The 23,812-nt window shown below is 60.3% G+C and carries 24 protein-coding genes and 1 pseudogene; 14 read left to right on the plus strand and 11 right to left on the minus strand.

The genetic code is table 11. The features are described 5' to 3' along the window. The first annotated feature begins 17 nt into the window (after window positions 1–17). The 11 genes from hutI to KGB03_RS27950 all read left to right on the plus strand — a co-directional run bounded on the left by hutI (window position 18) and on the right by KGB03_RS27950 (window position 13,467). Complete coding sequence (gene hutI, locus KGB03_RS27895; protein ID WP_218536872.1) at window positions 18–1,223, plus strand: imidazolonepropionase; 1,206 nt, start codon at window positions 18–20, stop codon at window positions 1,221–1,223. A 10-nt stretch (window positions 1,224–1,233) separates the two neighbouring features. After that, window positions 1,234–2,037, plus strand: coding sequence for an N-formylglutamate deformylase (gene hutG / locus KGB03_RS27900; protein WP_223530433.1), 804 nt, complete (start codon window positions 1,234–1,236; stop codon window positions 2,035–2,037). Between the two features lie 255 nt (window positions 2,038–2,292). Next, on the plus strand, window positions 2,293–3,240 hold the full coding sequence (locus KGB03_RS27910; RefSeq protein ID WP_111449396.1) for a choline ABC transporter substrate-binding protein: 948 nt from the start codon (window positions 2,293–2,295) through the stop codon (window positions 3,238–3,240). Window positions 3,241–3,447: 207 nt separating this feature from the next. After that, window positions 3,448–4,368, plus strand: coding sequence for an alpha/beta hydrolase (locus KGB03_RS27915; RefSeq protein WP_223530435.1), 921 nt, complete (start codon window positions 3,448–3,450; stop codon window positions 4,366–4,368). Between the two features lie 113 nt (window positions 4,369–4,481). After that, window positions 4,482–5,453, plus strand: a complete 972-nt coding sequence (gene pip / locus KGB03_RS27920) for a prolyl aminopeptidase (protein WP_111449393.1) — start codon at window positions 4,482–4,484, stop codon at window positions 5,451–5,453. Continuing rightward, window positions 5,450–5,887 (plus strand): D-aminoacyl-tRNA deacylase, encoded by a 438-nt coding sequence (gene dtd, locus KGB03_RS27925; RefSeq protein ID WP_008149496.1) that lies wholly within the window; start codon window positions 5,450–5,452, stop codon window positions 5,885–5,887. Before pip ends, dtd begins: the two co-directional genes overlap by 4 nt. Window positions 5,888–6,209: 322 nt before the next feature. Continuing rightward, complete coding sequence (locus KGB03_RS27930) at window positions 6,210–8,054, plus strand: glucan biosynthesis protein G (protein WP_223530437.1); 1,845 nt, start codon at window positions 6,210–6,212, stop codon at window positions 8,052–8,054. Next, on the plus strand, window positions 8,047–10,617 hold the full coding sequence (mdoH, locus tag KGB03_RS27935; protein ID WP_111449391.1) for a glucans biosynthesis glucosyltransferase MdoH: 2,571 nt from the start codon (window positions 8,047–8,049) through the stop codon (window positions 10,615–10,617). Before KGB03_RS27930 ends, mdoH begins: the two co-directional genes overlap by 8 nt. Window positions 10,618–10,828: 211 nt before the next feature. Then, entirely contained in the window at window positions 10,829–11,626 is a 798-nt protein-coding gene (locus tag KGB03_RS27940) for a transporter substrate-binding domain-containing protein (protein ID WP_218536876.1), read from the plus strand. Window positions 11,627–11,780: 154 nt separating this feature from the next. Next, window positions 11,781–12,740 (plus strand): amino acid ABC transporter permease, encoded by a 960-nt coding sequence (locus KGB03_RS27945; protein WP_411740378.1) that lies wholly within the window; start codon window positions 11,781–11,783, stop codon window positions 12,738–12,740. Beyond that, window positions 12,733–13,467 (plus strand): amino acid ABC transporter ATP-binding protein, encoded by a 735-nt coding sequence (locus KGB03_RS27950; protein WP_223530439.1) that lies wholly within the window; start codon window positions 12,733–12,735, stop codon window positions 13,465–13,467. The genes KGB03_RS27945 and KGB03_RS27950 overlap by 8 nt, the downstream gene beginning before the upstream one ends. A 140-nt stretch (window positions 13,468–13,607) precedes the next feature. Here KGB03_RS27950 and KGB03_RS31465 read toward each other — a convergent pair whose 3' ends face one another. The 11 genes and pseudogenes from KGB03_RS31465 to ubiE form a co-directional block, all read right to left on the minus strand. Next, window positions 13,608–14,480 carry a methyl-accepting chemotaxis protein gene (locus tag KGB03_RS31465; protein ID WP_375154712.1) on the minus strand — a complete coding sequence of 291 codons (873 nt, stop codon included), beginning with the start codon at window positions 14,478–14,480 and terminating at the stop codon, window positions 13,608–13,610. After that, window positions 14,466–15,545, minus strand: a pseudogene (locus KGB03_RS31470) (methyl-accepting chemotaxis protein); the annotation flags it as partial. The gene KGB03_RS31465 and the pseudogene KGB03_RS31470, both read right to left, overlap by 15 nt. Before the next feature lie 105 nt (window positions 15,546–15,650). Beyond that, on the minus strand, window positions 15,651–16,358 hold the full coding sequence (locus tag KGB03_RS27960) for a 16S rRNA (uracil(1498)-N(3))-methyltransferase (RefSeq protein WP_218536879.1): 708 nt from the start codon (window positions 16,356–16,358) through the stop codon (window positions 15,651–15,653). Next, window positions 16,355–17,149, minus strand: coding sequence for a twin-arginine translocase subunit TatC (gene tatC, locus KGB03_RS27965; protein WP_218536880.1), 795 nt, complete (start codon window positions 17,147–17,149; stop codon window positions 16,355–16,357). Before tatC ends, KGB03_RS27960 begins: the two co-directional genes overlap by 4 nt. Continuing rightward, window positions 17,146–17,598, minus strand: a complete 453-nt coding sequence (gene tatB / locus KGB03_RS27970; RefSeq protein ID WP_111449385.1) for a Sec-independent protein translocase protein TatB — start codon at window positions 17,596–17,598, stop codon at window positions 17,146–17,148. The genes tatC and tatB overlap by 4 nt, the downstream gene beginning before the upstream one ends. Before the next feature lie 10 nt (window positions 17,599–17,608). Next, on the minus strand, window positions 17,609–17,881 hold the full coding sequence (locus KGB03_RS27975) for a twin-arginine translocase TatA/TatE family subunit (RefSeq protein WP_008149519.1): 273 nt from the start codon (window positions 17,879–17,881) through the stop codon (window positions 17,609–17,611). Window positions 17,882–17,906: 25 nt separating this feature from the next. Next, complete coding sequence (locus tag KGB03_RS27980; protein ID WP_007899279.1) at window positions 17,907–18,239, minus strand: phosphoribosyl-ATP diphosphatase; 333 nt, start codon at window positions 18,237–18,239, stop codon at window positions 17,907–17,909. Then, window positions 18,232–18,633 carry a phosphoribosyl-AMP cyclohydrolase gene (hisI, locus tag KGB03_RS27985; protein ID WP_111449384.1) on the minus strand — a complete coding sequence of 134 codons (402 nt, stop codon included), beginning with the start codon at window positions 18,631–18,633 and terminating at the stop codon, window positions 18,232–18,234. The genes KGB03_RS27980 and hisI overlap by 8 nt, the downstream gene beginning before the upstream one ends. 90 nt (window positions 18,634–18,723) lie before the next feature. Continuing rightward, on the minus strand, window positions 18,724–20,328 hold the full coding sequence (gene ubiB / locus KGB03_RS27990; protein WP_218536881.1) for a ubiquinone biosynthesis regulatory protein kinase UbiB: 1,605 nt from the start codon (window positions 20,326–20,328) through the stop codon (window positions 18,724–18,726). Then, on the minus strand, window positions 20,325–20,948 hold the full coding sequence (locus KGB03_RS27995; protein WP_218536882.1) for an SCP2 domain-containing protein: 624 nt from the start codon (window positions 20,946–20,948) through the stop codon (window positions 20,325–20,327). Before KGB03_RS27995 ends, ubiB begins: the two co-directional genes overlap by 4 nt. Further along, window positions 20,948–21,718, minus strand: a complete 771-nt coding sequence (gene ubiE, locus KGB03_RS28000; protein WP_007948968.1) for a bifunctional demethylmenaquinone methyltransferase/2-methoxy-6-polyprenyl-1,4-benzoquinol methylase UbiE — start codon at window positions 21,716–21,718, stop codon at window positions 20,948–20,950. Before ubiE ends, KGB03_RS27995 begins: the two co-directional genes overlap by 1 nt. A 154-nt stretch (window positions 21,719–21,872) precedes the next feature. On the opposite strand from ubiE, the gene KGB03_RS28005 reads away from it, so the two are divergent. From KGB03_RS28005 to KGB03_RS28015, 3 genes are all read left to right on the plus strand, one after another. Beyond that, on the plus strand, window positions 21,873–22,148 hold the full coding sequence (locus KGB03_RS28005; RefSeq protein WP_111449381.1) for a polyhydroxyalkanoic acid system family protein: 276 nt from the start codon (window positions 21,873–21,875) through the stop codon (window positions 22,146–22,148). Between the two features lie 249 nt (window positions 22,149–22,397). Next, entirely contained in the window at window positions 22,398–22,820 is a 423-nt protein-coding gene (locus tag KGB03_RS28010; protein ID WP_223530441.1) for a phasin family protein, read from the plus strand. Window positions 22,821–22,830: 10 nt separating this feature from the next. Beyond that, on the plus strand, window positions 22,831–23,661 hold the full coding sequence (locus tag KGB03_RS28015) for a phasin family protein (RefSeq protein WP_192409892.1): 831 nt from the start codon (window positions 22,831–22,833) through the stop codon (window positions 23,659–23,661). The last annotated feature ends 151 nt before the right edge of the window (window positions 23,662–23,812 follow it).

Here is a 23,812-nt window from a genome sequence, read left to right on the forward strand (position 1 = left end):
CCTAACGGAGGCCACGGATGAAAACTCTCTGGCAACACTGCCACGTCGCAACCATGGCGCAAGGCGCCTACTCGATCATCGAGGATGCGGCCATCGTGACGTCAGGAGCGCACATTGAGTGGATCGGCCCACGCGCTGAACTGCCGGCGGGCGAGTACCCGGCAGTCAATGATCTCAAAGGGGCCTGGGTGACGCCGGGCCTGATCGACTGCCACACCCACACGGTGTTCGGCGGTAACCGCAGCGGTGAATTCGAACAGCGTCTGCAAGGCGTCAGCTATGCAGAAATCGCAGCGGCCGGTGGTGGCATCGCCAGCACCGTGCGCGCCACTCGCGCGGCCACTGAAGATGAACTGTTCGCCAGCGCCGCCAAGCGTCTGAAGAGCCTGATGCGCGACGGCGTGACCACCGTCGAAATGAAATCCGGCTACGGCCTGGACCTGGCCAGCGAACGCAAAATCCTGCGGGTCATCCGCCGTCTCGGCGCCGAACTGCCGGTCAGCGTGCGCAGCACGTGCCTGGCCGCTCACGCTTTGCCGCCGGAATACGCGGACCGTGCCGACGACTACATCGATCACATCTGCGCCGAGATGCTCCCGGCCCTGGCCGCCGAAGGGCTGGTGGATGCGGTGGACGCGTTCTGCGAATACCTGGCGTTTTCGCCGGCGCAGGTCGAGCGGGTGTTCATCACCGCGCAGCAACTCGGTTTGCCGGTGAAGCTGCACGCCGAACAGTTGTCGTCGTTGCAGGGTTCGAGTCTGGCCGCGCGTTACCACGCACTGTCGGCCGACCACCTGGAATTCATGACCGAAGACGACGCCATCGCCATGGCCAAGTCCGGCACCGTCGCGGTGTTGCTGCCCGGCGCCTTTTACTTCCTGCGGGAAACCCAATTGCCGCCGATGGAGGCGCTGCGCAAACACGGCGTGAAAATCGCCATCGCCAGCGACCTCAACCCAGGCACCTCGCCGGCACTGTCGTTGCGTTTGATGCTGAACATGGCGTGCACCTGTTTCCGTATGACCCCGGAAGAAGCCTTGGCGGGTGCAACGATTCATGCCGCGACCGCGCTGGGCATGGCTGAAACCCACGGTTCGCTGGAAGTCGGCAAGTGTGCGGATTTCGTCGCCTGGCAAATCGATCGTCCGGCCGACCTGTCGTACTGGCTGGGCGGTGACCTGGAAAAACGCGTCGTGCGTCACGGCGTTGAAGTGAGCATTTAGGAGAACAGTTGTGGATAAGGTTCTGAACTTCAAACAAGGTCGCGTACCGCTGCTGATCAGCATGCCCCACGCCGGCCTGCGCCTGACCCCGACGGTCGAAGCCGGGTTGATCCCCGACGCGAAAAGCCTGCCGGACACCGACTGGCATATCCCGCAGCTTTACGAATTTGCTGCCGAGCTGGGCGCCAGCACCTTGGCCGCCGAGTACTCGCGTTTTGTCATCGACCTGAATCGACCATCCGACGACAAGCCGTTGTATGCCGGCGCGACCACCGGCCTGTACCCGGCGACGCTGTTCGACGGTATTCCGTTGTTCCGCGAAGGGCATGAGCCATCGGCCGCAGAGCGCGCGACTTACCTGGAGCAGATCTGGACGCCGTACCACACGACCTTGCAGCAGGAACTGGCGAGACTGAAAGCCGAATTCGGCTACGCATTGCTGTTTGATGCGCACTCGATCCGCTCGATCATCCCGCACCTGTTCGACGGCAAGCTGCCGGACTTCAACCTCGGCACCTTCAACGGCGCCAGTTGCGATCCACAGTTGGCCTCTCAGCTGGAAGCCATCTGTGCACGCCACGACGATTACAGCCATGTGCTGAACGGTCGCTTCAAGGGCGGCCACATCACCCGGCATTACGGCAATCCGGCCGAAAACATCCATGCGGTGCAACTGGAGTTGGGCCAGTGCACGTACATGGAAGAATTCGAGCCATTCCGTTATCGCCCGGACCTGGCGGCGCCGACGCAGGTGGTGCTCAAGGAATTGCTGCAAGGGCTGCTGGCCTGGGGCGAGAAGCACTACAAACGTTAAAGCCTGACGCATATCACTGTGGGAGCGGGCTTGCTCGCGAAGAGGGCGTGTCAGGCAACAACAATGTTGACTGACCCACCGCTTTCGCGAGCAAGCCCGCTCCCACAGGTAAAGCACTTCGTTACCAAGTCGCCACTGTGCAAAACACGGTCGCTACAGTTCGCTTTTACCCTCTCGACGCTGCGTAATGTTCCGGGCACGGTGCACAAAGACACCGGCCCCACAATAATCCGCTGCCGCACGAGAACCTCCCCAATGAAAAGACTGTTTACCCGCTGTCTCTCAATCCTCTGCGGCACTGCTCTGCTGAGCACCAGCGTCCTGGCCAGTGATGACGCTTCCTGCAAGGCCGTGCGCATGGGCGTGGTCAACTGGACCGACGTGATCGCCACCAGCGGCATGGCTGACGTACTGCTCAATGGCCTCGGCTACGAAAGCAAGCAAACCAGCGCCGTGCAGCAAATCATCTTCGCCGGCATCCGCGACAAGCGTCTGGACATCTACCTCGGTTACTGGAAACCGGCGATGGACAAAAACATCGCGCCGTTCCTGGCTGCCAATCAAGTGAAAGTCATGGAAAAACCGAGCCTGGCCGACGCCCAGGCAACGCTCGCCGTACCTGAGTACGTCGCCCAAGCGGGGCTGAAAACCTTCGCCGATATCGCCAGATTCAAGGACCAACTCGGCGGCAAGATCTACGGCATCGAGCCGGGCAGTGGCGCCAACACCACCATCAAAACCATGATCGAGACCAACCAATTTGGTTTGAAGGACTTCAAACTGATCGAGTCAGGCGAGGCCGGCATGCTTGCCGCCGTTCAGCGAGCGGTGAATCGCAAGGAATTCGTGGTGTTCGTCGGCTGGACCCCGCACCCGATGAACATCAACATGAAAATCGCCTACCTGACCGGCAGCGAAGACGTTTACGGCCCGAACGAGGGCGCCGCCACCGTCTCCACCGTGACCGCCCCGGACTACGCCCAGCGCTGCCCTAACGTCAATCGCTTGCTGGAAAACCTGACCTTCACCGCCGCCCAGGAAAGCCAGTTGATGGTGCCGATCATGGAGCGCAAGACGCCGCAGGATGTTGCCAAACAGTGGTTACGCGACCATCCAGAAGATTTGCAACGCTGGCTTGCCGGTGTCAGCAGTCTCGATGGCAAGGATGGCGTGGCCACCGTTCAGGCCAGTTTGAAAAACTAATCACCATTCCTCGGCATGTACGCTGTCTGTGGCGAGGGAGCTTGCTCCCGCTCGGCGGCGAAGCCGTCGTAAACCCGGCTGGTCGGGTGTATCTGATAAAACTCGGTTGAATGGTTTGGGGGCTGCTGCGCATCCAGCGGGAGCAAGCTCCCTCGCCACAGAACCGAGTTCCAATCCCAAACCGCTGAACTGACCGGCACCTGACTCATGGCTCCTTACCCGCTTTCTGCACAGATGACGGCTTTCGTCGAGAAAACCGTCAGCTTCAACAGCACCGACAGCAGCCTCGCCGGTTTGCGTCAGGCCTACAGCGACATGTGCCGGGCGTTCACCCCTTCACGTCCCGCCGGGCTTTATGTTGTGGATTTCGAATTGGCCGGCGTGCCGGTGCGGTTTTATCAACCGCCGTTTTCACCACCGACCAGCGGTTGCCCGTGCATCGTTTATCTGCACGGCGGCGGTTGGGTGGTGGGGGACCTGGATTCCCATGACTTCATCTGCGCCGAACTGGCGTCGACGCTCGGCGTGCTGGTGATCGCCGTGGATTATCGGTTGGCGCCGGAACATCCGTTTCCGGCGGCGTTCGAGGATTGTCTGGGTGTCTGGCGCGCGCTACGGACCGGGCCATTCCGGCTCGATCCCGAGCGAACGCTGGTGGCCGGGGACAGCGCCGGTGGCAACCTTGCGGCGGCGTTGTGTCTGGCGTTACGCGATGCGGGCGAGCCATTGCCGGCGGCGCAGGTGCTTATTTATCCGGGGCTGGGCGGCGATCACCGTTTGCCGTCGCGCAGTGAATGCACCGATGCTCCCTTACTCAGCAGCAGCGATCTGGACTGTTATCACGCCCTGTACTTGCGCGGCACTGGACAGCCAAGTGCCTATGCGATGCCGTTGCTCGCCGAGGATTTCAGTGGGTTGCCGCCGGCCTTGATCGCCGTGGCGCAATTCGACCCGCTGCGCGATGACGGCATGCTCTACGCCGAGCGACTGAACGCAGCAGGCGTGGCCGCGACGCTTTACTACGGCGAGGGGTTGGTCCATGGCTGTTTGCGGGCTCGGGGGCAGGTCGCCGAGGTCGACGCTCTCTATGAAACGCTGCTCGGCTATTTGTCTGAAAAAACGCGCTGAAAAACTCTGACTCTGCAAGGCATGCTCATTGGCGTAATTCGGGTTTATGATGCCGGACGGCAGAATAATAGAAGTCCCCCCAGGGATGACCTAGACCCCTTACGGAGCGCGCAATGCAGACTTTGTACCCGCAGATCAAACCCCACGCCCGGCACGATCTGGCCGTCGATGAAACCCACACGCTGTATGTCGACGAAAGCGGTTCGCCGGAAGGTTTGCCCGTTGTGTTCATCCACGGCGGCCCCGGCGCCGGGTGTGATGCCCAGAGCCGTCGGTATTTCGATCCGAACCTGTATCGCATTGTGACCTTCGACCAGCGCGGTTGCGGTCGTTCAACGCCCCACGCCAGCCTGGAAAACAACACCACCTGGGATCTGGTCGCCGACCTTGAGCGAATTCGCCAGCACCTTGGCATCGATAAGTGGGTGTTGTTCGGCGGCTCATGGGGCTCGACCCTGGCACTGGCCTACGCGCAAACCCACCCGGAGCGCGTGCACGGTCTGATTCTGCGCGGGATTTTTCTCTGCCGTCCGCAGGAAATCGAGTGGTTCTACCAGTGTGGCGCCAGTCGTCTGTTTCCCGATTACTGGCAGGACTACATCGCACCGATCCCGCTGGACGAGCGCGAAGACTTGCTCTCGGCTTTCCACAAGCGCCTGATCGGCAACGATCAGATTGCCCAGATGCACGCGGCCAAGGCCTGGTCTACCTGGGAAGGCCGGACCGCCACCCTGCGCCCGAACCCGATGGTGGTCGATCGTTTCTCCGAGCCACAGCGCGCGCTGTCTATCGCCCGCATCGAATGTCACTACTTCACCAATAATGCGTTCCTTGAGCCCAACCAGCTGATCCGCGACATGGGCAAGATCGCCCATTTGCCTGGCGTGATCGTCCACGGTCGCTACGACGTGATCTGCCCGCTGGACAATGCCTGGGAACTGCATCAGAACTGGCCGAACAGTGAATTGCAGGTGATCCGTGACGCCGGCCATGCCGCCTCCGAACCTGGCATTACTGACGCACTGGTTCGCGCCGCCGATCTGATGGCCCATCGTCTGCTCGACCTGGCCCCTGAAGAAGCATGAAGGGCCTGCTGCAACGCGTGCGTGGCGCGCGAGTCGAGGTAGCGGGGGAGGTGGTTGGCGCCGTCGATCAGGGATTGCTGGTCCTGGTGGCGGTTGAGCCCGAGGATACTCGGGCCAGCGCCGACAAACTTCTGCAGAAACTGCTTAACTATCGTGTGTTCAGTGACGCCGAGGGCAAGATGAATCTGTCCCTGGCGGATGTAGGCGGTGGGTTGCTGCTGGTCTCGCAGTTCACCCTGGCCGCCGATACCAAGAGCGGGTTGCGTCCGAGTTTTTCGACCGCTGCCCCTCCAGCCTTGGGCGAGGAGCTTTTCGACTATCTATTAGGTAAGGCGAAACAGGTGCATGGCACTGTGGCATCAGGTAGATTCGGCGCGGATATGCAGGTGCACCTGGTCAATGACGGCCCGGTCACCTTCCTGTTACAGACCTGAAAGCGCTTGAAACAAAGTTTTTAAGGGCTTTTCGACTGAAAACAGGCGTTTTTCGCGATAAATACTTTGTTACCCCTGATGCGTTGTAACGCGGCCTACTAGATAATCGCGCGCTACGGGGATCAGCGTTCGTTGGTCCATTTTGACTTAGGTAGAGACTTGTCCTGGACCTCTTGGGGAATCATTTAGCCCCATAGGAGTCGGAACAATGCTCGCCAACTTGGCAAGAGTGGTCTGTAGGGTCGGTTTTTTCATGCCGTAAACCTCACAGGCACTTTAACTGGCCGTTGGTTTTTTGATCTGTTTTCGGCGAGGGTTGCTCGTGATTGTTAGTCCCTGTAATGCAAAATTGTCTGCCAAACGGTTACGAAGCGCTCTGGTAGCGGGCTCTGCACTGCTCTGCCTGCTCAGCGCCGGTCAGCTTTGGGCATTCAATCTGGATGATGTATCGGTCAAGGCAAAAGAGCTGGCCGGGCAGAAATACGAAGCTCCGCGCAGTAACCTGCCGAACGAGTTCCGCGAGATGAAATTCGCGGACTATCAAAAAATTCGCTTCCTGACCGAAAAAGCCGAGTGGGCCGGTCAGAAAACCCCGTTCAAGCTGTCGTTCTATCACCAGGGTATGCATTTCGATACGCCGGTGAAAATCAACGAAATCACAGCTAACACCGTCGAAGAGATCAAATACGACCCAAGTCGTTTCGATTTCGGCGACGTGAAGTTCGATCCTAAAGCCACCGAACAACTGGGTTATGCCGGTTTCCGTGTGCTGTACCCGATCAACAAGGCTGACAAGCAAGACGAAATCATGACCATGCTCGGCGCGAGTTACTTCCGCGTTGTCGGCAAGGGTCACACCTATGGCTTGTCCGCTCGCGGCATGGCCATCGATACCGCTTTGCCGTCCGGCGAAGAATTCCCGCGTTTCACCGAGTTCTGGATTCAACAGCCACAACCGGGTGACAAACATCTGGTGATCTTTGCGCTGCTGGATTCGCCACGCGCGACCGGTGCCTATCGCCTGACCCTGCGTCCGGGCAGCGACACCGTTGTCGACGTCAAGGCCAAGATGTTCCTGCGTGACAAGGTCACCAAGCTTGGCGTTGCGCCGCTGACCAGCATGTTCCTGTTCGGCGCCAATCAGCCGTCGAAAGTGCTGAACTACCGTCGCGAACTGCATGACTCCAGCGGTCTGTCGATCCATGCCGGCAACGGCGAGTGGATCTGGCGCCCACTGAACAATCCGAAACACTTGTCGGTGAGCAACTTCTCGATCGAAAACCCGCGCGGTTTCGGCCTGCTGCAACGTGGCCGCGACTTCAGCCACTACGAAGACCTCGACGACCGCTACGACAAGCGCCCAAGTGCCTGGATCGAACCAAAAGGCGATTGGGGCAAGGGCTCCGTCGATCTGGTAGAGATTCCGACTGCCGACGAAACCAACGACAATATCGTTGCGTTCTGGAGTCCGGAAAAACTGCCAGAGCCTGGCCAGCCGCTGGACGTCGCTTATCGCATGCACTGGACCATCGACGAAGCCGCGCTTCACGCACCGGACAGCGCCTGGGTCCAACAGACCCTGCGTTCCACGGGTGACGTGAAACAGTCCAACCTGATTCGTCAGCCGGACGGTAGCGTTGCCTATCTGGTGGACTTCGAAGGCCCGTCCCTGTCGGCATTGCCGGAAGATACGGAGATTCGTAGCCAGGTCAGCGTTGGCGAGAATGCCGAGCTGGTCGAGAACAGCGTACGTTACAACCCTGAAACCAAGGGCTGGCGCCTGACGCTGCGGATGAAAATCAAGGATCCGGGCAAGCCTACCGAGATGCGTGCAGCACTGGTCAAGAACGCCGTGACTGCCGACCTGGCCAAAACATCGTTGCCGGCATCCAATTCTTCTGTCGCCAAGGCTGACAAGATTGCGGCTCGGCAGCAGGAGAAGCTGGACAAGGAAGCCAAGGACGCGAAGGAAACCAAGCAAACTGAGGCCAAGCAGGTTGAAGCCAAACCGGCCGCAGCCAAGCCAGCCGCAGATTCCAAGGACAAGGACAACAAAGACGCCAAGCAGCCAGTCGCTGCCGAAGCGGTCCCAGCCACACCGGAATCGGTACCGACTGAAGAAGTCTTGACCGAGACCTGGAGCTATCAGTTGCCTGCCGATGAGTAATTCTCAAGTACAGCCAGAGACTCTTGCCGAGTATCTGGCGCATCTGCCAATGACAGACGAGCAGCGCGCGGAACTCGCGGGCTGCCAGTCTTTCAGCGAATTGCATGAGCGCCTTTCGTCCTCGACGTTCGACGCGCCGACCGAGGCTGCTCAAGCCTCAGTCGGTCGTCGTTTGACGCTGAACACCGCCGAAGAACTGGCCGACGCCGAAATGCTGGTGCTCGACGCCAGCGGCCGGGTTTGCCTGCGGGCAACGCCGCCGATTCGTCGGACCAAAGTCGTGCCGGAGCCGTGGCGCACCAACATTCTGGTGCGTGGCTGGCGTCGTCTGACCGGGCGCACCAATCCGCCGGCCCCGCCGAAGGATGAGCGTGTGCTGCCGGCCGCTCGCTGGCGTACCGTCGGTTCGATCCGCCGCTACATCCTGCTGGTGCTGATGCTCGGCCAGACCATCGTCGCCGGCTGGTACATGAAGGGCATCATGCCGTACCAGGGCTGGTCGTTCGTCGACCTGAACGAAGTGCTGCATCAACCGCTGTCGCAAACGGCTACGCAAGTGCTGCCGTATGCGCTGCAAACCAGCATCCTGATCTTGTTCGGGATTCTGTTCTGCTGGGTGTCGGCCGGTTTCTGGACCGCATTGATGGGCTTCCTCGAGTTGCTCACCGGTCACGACAAATACCGCATTTCCGGTAAAAGCGCCGGTAACGAGCCGATCCCCAAGGACGCTCGCACCGCACTGGTGATGCCGATCTGCAACGAAGACGTGCCACGGGTTTTTGCCGGTTTGCGGGCGACCTTCGAGTCGGTTGCGGCCACGGGTAGCCTGGATCGCTTCGACTTCTTTGTCCTCAGCGACAGTAACGACGCCGATATCTGCGTCGCCGAGCAACAAGCCTGGCTGGACGTCTGCCGTGAAGCCAAAGGCTTCGGCAAGATCTTCTATCGCCGCCGTCGCCGTCGCGTCAAACGTAAAAGCGGCAACCTCGACGACTTCTGCCGTCGTTGGGGCGGTGATTACAAGTACATGGTCGTGCTCGACGCGGACTCCGTGATGAGCGGCGATTGCCTGACCAGTCTGGTGCGCTTGATGGAAGCCACGCCGGACGCCGGGATCATCCAGACCGCGCCGCGCGCGTCTGGCATGGACACGCTGTATGCACGCATGCAGCAGTTCGCCACCCGCGTGTACGGTCCGCTGTTTACCGCCGGTCTGCACTTCTGGCAGTTGGGCGAATCCCACTACTGGGGCCACAACGCGATCATCCGCATGAAGCCGTTCATCGAGCACTGCGCCCTGGCGCCGTTGCCCGGTAAAGGCGCGTTTGCCGGTGCGATTCTGTCCCACGACTTCGTTGAAGCGGCGCTGATGCGCCGTGCCGGCTGGGGCGTGTGGATTGCCTACGACTTGCCGGGCAGCTATGAAGAATTGCCGCCGAACCTGCTGGACGAACTCAAGCGTGACCGTCGTTGGTGTCATGGCAACCTGATGAACTTCCGCCTGTTCCTGGTAAAAGGCATGCACCCGGTGCACCGTGCGGTGTTCCTGACGGGCGTGATGTCTTACCTGTCGGCGCCGTTGTGGTTCTTCTTCCTCGTGCTGTCGACGGCGCTGCTGGCGGTCAACACGTTGATGGAGCCGCAGTACTTCCTTGAGCCACGTCAGCTCTATCCGTTGTGGCCGCAATGGCATCCGGACAAGGCGATCGCGCTGTTCTCGACCACCGTCGTGCTGCTGTTCCTGCCTAAGTTGCTGAGCGTCATCCTGATCTGGGCCAAGGGCGCGAAAGAGTTCGGTGGCAAGTTCAAGGTGACCCTGTCGATGCTGCTGGAGATGCTGTTCTCCATGTTGCTGGCGCCGGTGCGGATGATTTTCCACACCCGCTTCGTGCTTGCCGCGTTCCTCGGCTGGGCTGCGACGTGGAACTCGCCGCAACGTGACGACGACTCCACGCCATGGAGCGAAGCGGTAAAACGCCACGGTCCGCAAACCTTGCTGGGCTTCTTCTGGGCCCTGCTGGTGATCTGGCTGAACCCGAGCTTCCTGTGGTGGCTGGTGCCGATCGTCGGTTCGTTGATGCTGTCGATTCCGGTGTCGGTGATCTCCAGTCGAGTTGGCCTGGGCCTCAAGTCCCGTGACGAAAGCCTGTTCCTGATCCCTGAGGAATACAATCCGCCACAGGCGTTGCTGGCGACCGACCAGTACACCCACGAAAACCGTTGGCATGCGCTGAACGACGGCTTCGTCCGGGCAGTGGTCGATCCACAGCAGAACGCCTTGGCGTGCTCGCTGGCGACTTCACGCCACCGTGAGGCCGAGCCGATCGAATGGTTGCGGGTCGAACGGGTGCGTCATGCGCTGAAAGTCGGGCCTGAGGGTCTGAACAACAATGAGCGCGTGCAACTGCTCAGTGACCCGGTAGCACTGGGTCGTCTGCATGAGCAAATCTGGAGTGAAGGTCACCCCGAGTGGCTGGAAGCGTGGCGTAAATCGGTGAACGCCGACCCCCATGCGCCGCTGTTGCCGCTCAAGCCGCTGAGTGAGCAGCCTCAGTTGGCCTGACAAGAAACCCCGCGAAAGCGGGGTTTTTTTTGCGCTGCTGATCGGCGTCGAGTAACAAATCCTGTGTAAGCCCTTGTGCAAACGAACGAGTGCGTTAGCATCCGTCCCCGAATTGGTGCGCCCGGACAACTTTCTGTTCGTATCTGCCGGTTTTCCAAGGGAAATCAGCGGTTTGCGCGCCTCACAACGCGATGGTTTTGGGGACTTGAAGATGAAGAAGTATCTCTCGATGCTGCTGGTCGGCGTCACGGCATTGGTTGCAGTCAGCGCGGCGCACGCCGGTGCCATCGATGACGCGGTCAAGCGCGGCACGCTGAAAGTCGGCATGGACCCGACCTACATGCCGTTCGAAATGACCAACAAGCGCGGTGAGATCATCGGCTTCGAAGTCGACATCCTCAAAGCCATGACCAAGGCCATGGGCGTCAAGCTGGAGATGGTTTCCACCGGCTACGACGGCATCATCCCGGCCTTGCTCACCGACAAGTTCGACATGATCGGCAGCGGCATGACCCTGACCCAGGAACGCAACCTGCGCCTGAACTTCAGCGAACCGTTCATCGTGGTGGGCCAGACCCTGCTGATCCGCAAGGAACTGGAAGGCACCATCCAGTCCTATAAAGACCTGAACACCGCCGACTACCGCATCACTTCCAAGCTCGGCACCACCGGTGAGATGGTCGCCAGAAAGCTGATCTCCAAGGCCAAGTACCACGGCTACGACAACGAGCAGGAAGCCGTGCTTGATGTGGTCAACGGCAAGGCCGACGCCTTCGTCTACGACGCGCCTTACAACGTTGTGGCGGTTAACAAGGTCGGCAACGGCAAACTGGTGTTCCTCGACAAGCCGTTCACCTACGAGCCGCTGGCCTTCGGCCTGAAGAAGGGTGACTACGACAGCATCAACTTCATCAACAACTTCCTGCGCCAGATCCACGAAGACGGCACCTACGATCGCATCCATGACAAGTGGTTCAAAGACACCGCTTGGCTCAAGGACATGGAATAAGGCCCGGTCAGCTAGACCGCGTCGCTCCATTCGCGAGCAAGCCCGCTCCCACATTTAACCGCGTACTTATCCAGCGACTCGGTCAACTGTGGGAGCGGGCTTGCTCGCGAAGACGGCCTCCTTGGCAACACAGAATTCGGAATTTTAAGAGCTGATGAAACAGAAAAAAGCCCAATGGCCGTGGCACGTTTTAACCTTGCTGCTGCTGATCGGCCTGGCCGGCGCGTTGTATTACGCCACCTCGCTGATGTCCTACGAATGGCGCTGGAACCGTGTGCCGCAATACTTCGCCTACCACGCCGAAGAATCCCAGCGCGCCGCCGACATCTCCACCGTCAGCGAACTGGTGCGCAAGGGCGACAAGGCTGAAGTCACCCTGCGCAATGATGCCGGCGTAGAGCAGCACCTGACCGTCGACGACAGCAGTCTGCAAGTCGCCCAAGGTGATGACGTGGCCGAAGGCGACGTGATCGGTGTGACCCGCCATTGGGCCGCCGGACCGCTGATGTGGGGGCTCTGGACCACCTTATGGTTGTCCGTGGTTTCAGGTGTGCTCGGTCTGCTGATCGGCCTGGCCACGGGCCTGTGCCGACTGTCGAGCAACCCGACCCTGCGCGATCTTTCGACGATCTACGTCGAGCTGGTGCGTGGTACGCCGCTGCTGGTGCAGATCTTCATCTTCTACTTCTTCATCGGCACGGTGATGAACCTCTCCCGGGAGTTCGCCGGGATCGCCGCGTTGTCGCTGTTCACCGGTGCTTATGTGGCGGAAATCATCCGTTCCGGCGTGCAATCCATCGCCCGTGGCCAGAACGAAGCCGCGCGCTCCCTGGGCCTGAGCGCGGGTCAGTCGATGCGCCACGTGGTGCTGCCGCAAGCGTTCAAACGGGTGCTGCCACCGCTGGCCGGTCAGTTCATCAGTCTGGTCAAGGACACCTCGCTGGTGTCGGTGATCGCCATTACCGAGCTGCTCAAAAGCGGTCGCGAAGTCATCACCGCCTCGTTCTCGCCGTTCGAAATCCTGTTCTGCGTGGCCGGTCTGTACCTGTTGATCAACCTGCCGCTGTCGAAAATCGCCAGCCGGCTTGAGCGGAGGCTCGCGCAAAGTGATTGAAGTCCGCGATCTGGTAAAAGTTTTCGACACCCGCGGCCACGTGGTTCGCGCGGTGGATAACGTCACCACGCAGGTGGCCAAGGGCGAAGTGCTGGTGGTGATCGGCCCTTCCGGTTCCGGCAAGTCGACCTTCCTGCGTTGCCTCAACGGGCTGGAGGAGTTCGACTCGGGCTCGGTGAGCATCGACGGCCTGCAACTGGCCGACCCGAAAACCGATGTGAATGCCTATCGCCGCGAAGTCGGCATGGTGTTCCAGCATTTCAACTTGTTTCCGCACATGACCGTGCTGGAAAACCTCTGCCTGGCCCAGAAAGTCGTGCGCAAGCGTGGCAAGAAGGAGCGCGAGGCCAAGGCCCTGGCGTTGCTGGAAAAAGTTGGTATTGCGCAGAAGGCCAACGAGTTTCCGTCGCGCCTGTCCGGCGGTCAGCAGCAGCGCGTGGCCATCGCCCGGGCACTGGCGATGGAACCGAAGGTCATGCTGTTCGATGAGCCAACTTCGGCACTCGATCCGGAAATGGTCGGCGAAGTGCTGGATGTAATGAAAACCCTGGCGGTGGAGGGCATGACCATGGTGTGCGTCACCCATGAAATGGGCTTTGCCCGGGAAGTGGCGGATCGGGTGCTGTTTTTCGATCACGGCAAATTGCTGGAAGACGCTTCACCGGCCGAATTCTTCGATGCACCGAAGGATCCGCGGGCTCAGGCCTTCTTGAGCCAGGTTCTTTAACTTCAGCGCCTGTTTGATCGCTTTCGCGAGCAAGCCCGCTCCCACATTGGTTTTGTGATCGTCACATATCCCCTGTGGGAGCGGGCTTGCTCGCGAAGGTCTCACCTCGGTCCTGTGCGAACCGAGGCATTCACATCACCTCAAACCTTGAACCTGCCCACCAGCATCTGCAGATGCGTCCCCAACCGTGCCAGCTCAACGCTGGACGCCGCGGTCTCTTCACTGGCTGCCGAGGTCTGCTCGGATACGTCGCGCACGTTCAGCACGCTACGGTTGATCTCTTCGGCCACGGCGCTCTGCTGCTCGGCCGCCGCTGCGATCTGCTGGTTCATCGACTGAATCGCCGAGACGGTGCGGGTAATGCTTTCCAGCGAGCCACCGGCGCGGCGGGTCAGTTCGACGCTGCTGTCGGTCAGGCTGCGGCTGTTGTCCATGATGGTCGCCACTTGCTGAGTACCGGTTTGCAGGCCGACGATCAGCTCTTCAATCTCTTCGGTAGATTTTTGGGTGCGCTGGGCCAGGCTGCGGACTTCATCGGCAACTACCGCAAAACCACGTCCGGCCTCACCGGCGCGGGCGGCCTCAATCGCCGCGTTGAGCGCCAACAGGTTGGTTTGCTGGGCCACGGATTTGATCACGTCGAGCACGCTGCCGATCTTGTCGCTTTCGCGTTTGAGATGACCCATGGCCTCGGTGGAGTTGCCGACTTCCTTGGCCAGGCGCTCGATCTGGGCGATGGCTTCGCCGACCACTTTGTCACCTTCGCGGGCCTGCTGGTCAGCGGCGACGGCGGCTTCGGACGCTTCTTCGGCGTTACGCGCGACTTCCTGCACGGTGGCGGTCATTTCGTTCATGGCGGTGGCCACTTGGTCGGTCTCGACCTTCTGGCTGTTGACCCCGGCGCTGGTCTGTTCGGTGACTGCCGACAACTCTTCGGCGGCACTGGCGATTTGCGTGACGCCGTCACTGATGCCGCCGATCAACTCGCGCAGGCCCAGGGTCATGCTCTGCATGGCGCGCTGTAGCTGGCCGAGTTCATCCTGACGCTCAGAGATCAGGTTTTGGGTCAGGTCGCCGGCAGCAACACGCTCCGCCACCTTGAGGGTCTGGCTCAGGGGAATCACGATCTGGCGAGTGATGGCCCACGCGGCAAGCATGCCGAAAGCCAGCGCCAGGGCGGTGGCCAGCAGCAGCAGGTTTTTGGCGTGCGCGGCGTCGGTGTCTCGGACGATGGTTTGCGACACGGTGAGTTTTTTGCTGACGTCGAACAGGATGTCGCCTTGCGCGGCCATGCGTTTGAGCGCGGCAGCGCTGGTAACCTGAGAGTCTCGGAACTGGCTGACGGCGGCGCGATAGGCCTTGAGCGAGTCAGTGGCCTGCTGCAGGTTGGCGATGTGCTGTTCCGGCAGTTTGGAGGGCAGGCTTTCGAGGTTTTTCAGCGCGTTGTCGATGGCGTCCAGCGCCGGTTGCTCGGCCTCGGTTTTGCCGCTGTAGGTGTAACCGCGCACCTGGAAGCGCGCTTGCTGGATCAGTTTGCTCAGGTCGATCACGCTGTTGAAATCGGCGACGCTGTCACCTTGCAGCATGGATTTTTCGACTTCGGCGACACGAGCCACGGCATTGTCGGCGGTGGCGCCGAGTTTGCTGCGGGCGTCTTCGCGGTGGGCGCCGGCCTGGGTCATGGCGGTGAAGGCTTGTTTGTACTCACTGACGGCGGCCAATTGCTGGTCGATCATGGCCACGTCGGCCGGTTGTTCAATCAGCGTGCGCGCGGTTTTCAGACCGGTTTCGAGTTGGCCGAGCAGGTCGTTGACCGCACCGGGACCTTGTTCGCCGCGACGCATTTCGTATTCCAGGCGGGCCACACGCAGGTCTTTGGTCAGGTCATTGAGGCTGGCAATGAACCCCAGCTTATCGCCGCGACTCATCACGCCGCTCAGGCCGGTCCAACCGGTGAAGGTGATCAACAAGGTAAGCAGCAGCACCAGACCGAAGCCGACACTCAGTTTGCGATTGACGCTGACGTTCCCCAGTTTCTCGGCTAGCCATCGGTACATGCTGCTACTCCCTCGAACCATTCGTTGGTTTTATGGGGACTGTATCGGCTGGCAGCCGGGAATCTGTAGGTGCAGCACGATGGGCGGGGGAGTAAATCCCCTCACCACAGGGGGGCGTGTTTAGCCTTAGAAGAGGCGGGCGAGCAGCGCGGTGACGGCGGTTTCGACCCGCAGGATGCGGTCGCCGAGTTGCACCGGTTGCAGGCCGGCCTTGCCCAGCAGGTCGATTTCGTAAGGAATCCAGCCACCTTCGGGGCCGATGGCCAGGGTCACCGGTTCGTCCAGGCCACGAGGGCAGGGCGGGTAATTGCCGGGGTGGCCGACGAGGCCGAGGGTGCCTTCGGTAATGGCTGGCAGACGGTCTTCGACGAACGGCTTGAAGCGCTTCTCGATGACGATTTCCGGCAGCACGCTGTCCCGGGCCTGTTCAAGGCCGAGGATCAACTGCTCGCGAATCGCCTCGGGCTCCAGGAACGGCGTTTGCCAGAAGCTCTTCTCGACGCGATAGCTGTTCACCAGAATGATTCGTGGCACACCCATGGCCGCTACGGTCTGGAACACCCTGCGCAGCATTTTCGGCCGTGGCAGGGCCAGCACCAGGGTCAGCGGCAGCTTGGCCGGTGGTGGCTGGTCGAGGGTGACGCGCAGTTCGGCTTCATCGGCGTCCAGGCGCAGCAGTTCGGCCGAGCCCATCAGCCCGCCGATACGCCCGACCCGCAGGCTGTCGCCGACAACCGAGCGGTGGACTTCCTGCATGTGCGTCAACCGGCGATCACGCAGGATCGCCCGGTCGGCCGCAATGAAGTCGGCCTCTTCGAGCAGCAGCAGGTTCACGGTTGAGTCGCTGGCGGCTGGTCGTTGTGATCGTCGGCCGGTTGGTCGTCAGGGTGCTCGCCACGCTTGCTGACCAGGCTGCCGAACAGGATGCCGATTTCAAACAGCAGCCACATCGGTACGGCCAAGAGTGTCTGCGAGAAGATGTCCGGTGGCGTCAGGATCATGCCGACCACGAAGCAGCCGATGACCACGTACGGGCGGATTTTCTTCAGGTAAGCGACGTTGACCACGCCGATCCACACCAGCAGCACCACGGCCACCGGAATCTCGAACGCTACGCCGAAGGCGAAGAACAGCGTCATGACGAAATCGAGGTAGCTGCTGATGTCGGTCATCATTTCCACGCCGGCCGGGGTGGCGGAGGCGAAGAATTTGAAGATCAGCGGGAACACCAGGTAATAGGCGAACGCCATGCCGGTATAGAACAGCAGGATGCTGGACACCAGCAGCGGCACCGCAATGCGTTTCTCATGCTTGTACAGGCCCGGCGCGATAAAGCCCCAGATCTGATGCAGGATCACCGGGATCGCCAGGAACAGCGAGACCATCATCGTCAGCTTCAGCGGCGTCAGGAACGGCGACGACACATCGGTGGCGATCATCGTCGCGCCCACGGGCAGGTACTGACGCAGCGGCGTGGAGACGAAGGTGTAGATCTGCTGGGTGAAGGCAAACAACCCGGCGAAGATGATGAAGATCGCCGCTACACAACGCAGCAGGCGGGTACGCAACTCGGTGAGGTGCGAAACCAGCGGCATGTGCTGGTCGTTTTCGGGGAGATCGCTCATGGGGCTCGCGGCGGCAGTGTTGGGTCATGAGGGGCCGACGCAACAGGCGCAGCCGCAGGCGTAACAGGTTCAACCGGTGTTGCTGCAACAACGGGCGCAGGCTCAACGGCTGCTACAACAGGTGCAGGTTCGGCAGCGACTGGAGCATGAATCGTCTGCTCCGCCACAGGCTCAACCGGTTGAACCGGCGTGGCCTCCTGCTGAGTCGGCGTGAAAATCTTCCGCGCCTCCTGCTCAAGCGACAGAATGTGCTCGTTGTGCAGTTGCCGACGAATCTCGTCGGCCCCGATTTCACGTTCAACTTCCTGTTTGATCGCGTTGAAGCTGCGCTTCAACCGCCCGACCCACAGGCCGGCGGTGCGCGCAGCACCCGGCAGACGCTCGGGACCCAGCACCAGCAGGGCCACGAGGCCGACGAGCAGCAGTTCAGAGAAGCTGATACCAAACATTAGTCAGTGCTCACACGTCTTTGCGGATCGGCTCTTCGACTTTTTGCGCCTGCACGTCGATAGTGTGCGGCTGATTCACCGAGGCCTGCGGCTGAACCGGCGGTACCGGTTGGGACGGCGTTGCGGTCGGATCAGCTGGCTTGTCTTCATCGCTCATGGCTTTTTTGAAGCCCTTGATCGACTCGCCCACGTCAGTACCGAGGTTTTTCAGTTTCTTGGTGCCGAACACCAGCACGACAACAACCAGGATGACGATCCAGTGTTTCCAGTCAAAAATGCCCATGTCGCTGCTCCTCTCTAATAGTTGTTCAGGCGGACGGACGCGAGGCTTTCTCGGCGTGTCCGGACAGACCGAAACGACGGTCCAGTTCATCGAGTACAGCCTGCGGATGCTGCCCCAGTTGGGCGAGCATGACCATGCTGTGGAACCACAAGTCGGCGGTTTCGTAGATCACATCGCTGCAGTCACCGCTGATGGCGGCATCCTTGGCGGCAATGATGGTTTCGACCGACTCTTCGCCGACCTTTTCCAGAATCTTGTTCAAGCCCTTGTGGTACAGGCTGGCGACATACGAGCTGTCGGCGGCGGCGCCTTTGCGCTCTTCCAGCACCTGGGCCAGACGGGTCAGAGTGTCACTCATGGCTGTGTCCTGCGGAATAGATGGCGTGCGGGTCTTTCAGAACCGGGTCGACGGTTTTCCAGTCGCCGTTCTCGAAGACGCGGTAGAAGCAGCTCTGACGGCCGGTATGGCAAGCGATGTCGCCGATCTGCTCGACCATCAGGATGATCACGTCGGCGTCACAGTCCAGGCGCATCTCATGCAGGATTTGCACGTGGCCGGACTCTTCGCCCTTGCGCCACAGCTTGCCACGGGAACGTGACCAGTAAATGGCGCGGTTCTCGGCAGCGGTCAGTTCCAGCGCTTCACGGTTCATCCAAGCCATCATCAGGACGCGCCCGGTCTTGTGATCCTGGGCAATCGCCGGCACAAGGCCATCGGCGTCCCACTTGATCTCGTCCAGCCAGTTTTTCATCTTCGACTCCGATGCAGGCCCACACTTCATGAATAGAAGCCTACGTGAAATTCAGCATTGAAACAGTGTGCCAGCGTGCGGGGACGCTGGCTATCGGCGAACGACCAGATACAAACCAACCGCCACCATGATGCCGGCCGGCCAATGACCCAGTTCGTTCAGCGGCCCACCGGCAGCGAGTATCGTGCCGCCGGCCAGGTGCGCACAGCCGAGCAGTCGCAGCAGCCAATCGTCCTTGCGGCGGTGCCACGGTGGCGGCGGGTCGTAGGCGTGGGGCTGGGACATGCGTTCGAGCAGGTCGCGGGCCATGTTGGCCAGGTGCGGCAGCTGTTCGAACTGGCTCTGCACGTTGCCGATCAAGGCTTTGGGGCTGACGCGCTCACGCATCCAGCGTTCGAGGAACGGCTGGGCGGTGTTCCACAAATCGAGGTCCGGGTACAGCTGACGGCCCAGGCCTTCAATGTTCAGCAGGGTTTTTTGCAGCAAAACGAGCTGCGGCTGCACTTCCATGTTGAAGCGCCGGGCGGTCTGGAACAGGCGCATCAGCACCTGGCCGAAAGAAATATCCTTTAACGGTTTTTCGAAGATCGGCTCGCACACGGTGCGGATCGCCGCCTCGAATTCGTTGAGTTTGGTTTCCGCCGGCACCCACCCCGAATCGATGTGCAATTGCGCCACACGACGGTAATCACGCTTGAAGAACGCGAACAGGTTGCGCGCCAGATAGTCCTGGTCTTCCGGCGTCAGGCTGCCGACGATGCCGCAGTCGATCGCGATGTACTGCGGGCTCCACGGGTTCACGGTGCTGACGAAGATGTTGCCGGGGTGCATGTCGGCATGGAAGAAGCTGTCGCGGAACACCTGGGTGAAGAAGATCTCGACGCCGCGCTCAGCGAGCATTTTCATGTCGGTTCGCTGGTCGGCGAGGGTCGCGAGGTCAGTGACCTGGATCCCGTAGATGCGCTCCATCACCAGCACTTTTGGCCGGCACCAGTCCCAATAGACTTGTGGCACGTAGAGCAGGTCCGAGCCGTCGAAGTTACGTCGCAACTGGCTGGCGTTGGCCGCCTCACGCAGCAGGTCGAGTTCGTCGTAGATGGTTTTTTCGTAGTCCTGGACCACGTCCACCGGGTGCAGCAGGCGCGCGTCGGCCGAGAGCTTTTCGGCGGCGCGGGCGAGGATGAACAGCCACGCCAGATCCTGCGCGATGATCGGTTTGAGCCCCGGGCGGATGACCTTGACCACCACTTCTTCGCCGGTTTTCAGCTGCGCGGCATGCACCTGCGCCACCGAGGCCGAGGCCAGCGGTTCGACGTCGAAGCGGCTGAAGACTTCGCTGATCTTTTTGCCGAGCTGTTCTTCGATCAGATTGACCGACACTTGCGAGTCGAACGGCGGCACGCGGTCCTGCAGCTTCATCAGCTCATCGGCGATGTCTTCCGGCAGCAAATCGCGGCGGGTGGACAGGATTTGCCCGAACTTGATGAAAATCGGTCCCAGGTCTTGCAACGCCAGACGCAATCGCGCGCCGCGGCTCAGGTCCAGCGTCTTGCGCGGGAACCAGCGCCACGGCAAGGCGTAGCGCAGCGCCAACAGAAACCACGGCAGTGGCAGGGCGAACAACAGGTCATCGAGGCGGTAGCGAATCACAACGCGCTGGATGCGCAACAAACGGCGGACGGCAAGCAGCTTCATGCGTTATCGCTTGGGTCGAGGGATCGGGAGAGGCGCTCGAAACGCGCCTCGAGACGTTCCAGATCGAGTTTGATCTGGTCCAGTTCACTAAAACGGGCTTCGGCTTCGCGCTGACCGACGAGGGTGCGCGATTCTTCTGCCAGGTACTCGCCAAGGTTCTGGTTCAGGCTGGCGAACCCTTGCTGATACCAGCGTGCGCGACTGCGCAGGTGACCGCCGAGCAGTTGCGTGGCGACCGGTCCCAGCCAGCGCGAGAGTTCGTACTCCCAGTCCAGCTCAAGGTCCTGAAGGATCGCCGCCAGCTCCAGCAGCACGCCGCTGTCGCCGTCGAGTTCGACTTCAGGCGCATGCAGGACCGACGTCTTGTCCTTGCTCATGGCCAGTTTCAACAGGCTGGAGGCCGGTGCGCGCAAGGTGCAGTCGGCGCCGGTTTCCCAGTGGGAAGCCAGCATCAGGCCTTCGTCGCTGGGCAGGATGAACACTTGCAGCGCCGGGCTTCGGCAGTCGACCGCAATCACCTTGCCACTCAAATGCCCCAGCCGCGGCAACGCCGTGCTGTCGAGACGCAGCACCCGGTTCAGACCGAGTTCAACGCTGGCGAGCAGGCCGGCCAGCAACATCAGGGCTTGATGCCACGGTGCAGGGCGACGATGCCTGCGGTCATGTTGTGGTAGGTCACGCGGTCGAAACCGGCCTCGACCATCATCGACTTCAGGGTTTCCTGATTCGGGTGCATGCGGATCGATTCGGCCAGGTAGCGATAGCTTTCCGAGTCGTTGGTGATCAGCTTGCCCATCAGCGGCATGAAGGCGAACGAGTAGGCGTCGTAGGCTTTGGACATCAGCGCGTTGGTCGGTTTGGAGAACTCCAGCACCAGCAAACGGCCGCCCGGTTTCAGTACGCGCAGCATCGAGCGCAGGGCGTCTTCTTTATGGGTAACGTTGCGCAGGCCGAAAGCGATGGTCACGCAGTCGAAATGGTTGTCCGGGAACGGCAGCTTTTCAGCGTCGGCCTGAACGAATTCGACGTTACCGGCCACACCCAGATCCAACAGGCGGTCACGACCGACCTTGAGCATGGATTCGTTGATGTCGGCCAACACGACCTGGCCGGTCGGGCCAACGAGGTGGGAGAACTTCTTGGTCAGGTCGCCCGTGCCGCCGGCGATATCCAGCACGCGGTTACCGGTGCGAACACCCGACAGCTCGATCGCGAAACGCTTCCACAGACGGTGCATGCCGCCCGACAGGAGGTCGTTCATCAAGTCGTACTTGGCGGCTACCGAGTGGAATACCTCAGCGACTTTTTCCGCTTTTTGGCTTTCCGGAACGTTTTTGAAACCGAAGTGAGTGGTGGGTTCGGCATCACTGCCTTTGCGCTGATCAGTCATATCGCTGTCACCAGAAGAGAATGCGGGACATTCTAATCCCGGTGGCCTGCTTTGTCTTGGCAAGGCTGCAGGTAAGATAGGTAACCACCGGGACGTTTTGCCGCAGTAGCGGTCAAGATCTTCAGGGAAGTATTCATAAAGCAGGAGTCATTCGATGGCCCGTATTAGTGTTGAACGTGCCCATGGCCTGGGTAAGGAAGCGGCCCGCGAGAAGGCTGATCTGTTGGCGCAGAAGCTGTCCGATCAATATGGCCTGGAGCCGCAATGGTCCGGCGACACCCTGAACCTCAAACGTTCCGGTGTGAAAGGCGCGGTGTATGTGGGCGAGGATTCGATCCGCGTCGATGTGGAGTTGGGCCTGATGATGTCGGCCATGAGCGGCATGATCAAATCGGAAATCGAAAAGGCCCTCGATAAAGCGTTGGTCTGATCCGATTCTTTCTGTGAAATGCGATCAATGTGGGAGCGGGCTTGCTCGCGAATGCAGCCTGTCAGTTGCCTGAGATGTTGACTGATACACCGCATTCGCGAGCAAGCCCGCTCCCACATTTGTTTTGTGGTGTGACCAAGGGTTTGTGTCAGTTGTTAGGGTGCCGTTTCTAATTTTTCTCCCTACTTTGTGCCTGAGCCCGACGCTTTCGCGGGCAGTTCCTCAAACCTTCTGCGCGTGAGGTGCACCATGGCCAAAGTTATTTTGAAGAAAAAAATCGACGCTTCGACGACTGCTCTGAGCGACGTTAAATCTTATGCCCGCAAGATCTGGCTGGCAGGCCTGGGTGCCTACACCAAGGTCGGCCAAGAGGGCAGCGAGTACTTTCAAGAGTTGGTAAAGGCTGGTCAAACTGTTGAAAAGAAAGGCAAAAAAGTAGTTGCCGAGAAACTTGAAGCGGCCAATGCCGAGATCGATGAAGCCAAGAGTGAAGTAAGCACTTTCAAAGGCAAGGTCGAACTTCAACTCGACAGGGTCGAGAAGGCTTTTGACTCGCGTGTCGCAAGTACCTTGAATCGTATCGGCATTCCGTCTAAACATGACGTTGAGACACTCTCTGCCAAGCTCGATGAGCTGACGGCATTGCTCGAACGCGTCGCGCGTAAATCTTAAGGAGAACGGGATGGCTGGTAAAAAGAACACCGAAAAAGAAGGCAGCTCGTGGATCGGGAAAGTCGAAGACTACTCCCGCAAAATCTGGCTGGCTGGTTTAGGCGTGTACTCGAAGATCGACACTGACGGCAGCAAGCTCTTCGATACATTGGTTAAAGACGGCGAGAAAGCCGAGAAGCTCACCAAGAGCGCTGTCGGCAAAAAAGTCGATGCTGCCAAGGACTCCGCTTCGTCGGCCAAGTCGCGCATCAGCGGCGTGAAAGATCGCGCACTGGGCAAGTGGGATGAGCTGGAAGGGGCTTTCGACAAGCGTCTAAACAGCGCCATTTCGCGCCTGGGTGTACCGAGCCGCAATGAAGTCAAAGCACTGCACAGCAAGGTCGATACCCTGACCAAGCAAATCGAAAAACTCACTGGTGCCAAGGTGGCGCCTGTTGCGGCGAAAACCGCGGCGGCCAAACCTGCAGCGAAGTCCGCTGCCAAACCACTGGCTAAAGCTGCCGCTAAACCGGCTGCCAAGCCAGCGGCCAAAACTGCCGCAGCGAAACCTGCAGCAGCCAAGCCAGCGGCCAAGGCAGCAGCAAAACCAGCCGCTAAACCGGCTGCCAAAACTGCAGCGGCCAAACCCGCTACCAAGCCAGCGGCCAAACCTGCCGCAGCGAAGAAGCCAGCGGTGAAAAAGCCGGCAGCGCCGAAAGCAGCTGCACCAAAACCAGCAGTGGCTGCCGCCAAACCGGCAACCCCGGCTCCGGTCAGTGCATCGAACTCCGCGACTGCGCCGACCCCTGCTGTAACCCCGACTGTCGCGCCAGCTCCTTCGACGCCAACCAGTCAGTCCTGATTTTCAGGGCTCAAGAAACCGCCCGGCCTGCGAAGGTCGGGCGTTTTTTTATGCGCGGATTAATGAACACCGCAGATCCACTGTGGGAGCGGGCTTGCTCGCGAATGCGGTGTTTCAGTCGACATCCATGCTGAATGACACACCGCATTCG

The organism is Pseudomonas sp. BF-B-26 (assembly GCF_019956495.1).
Taxonomy (GTDB): domain Bacteria; phylum Pseudomonadota; class Gammaproteobacteria; order Pseudomonadales; family Pseudomonadaceae; genus Aquipseudomonas.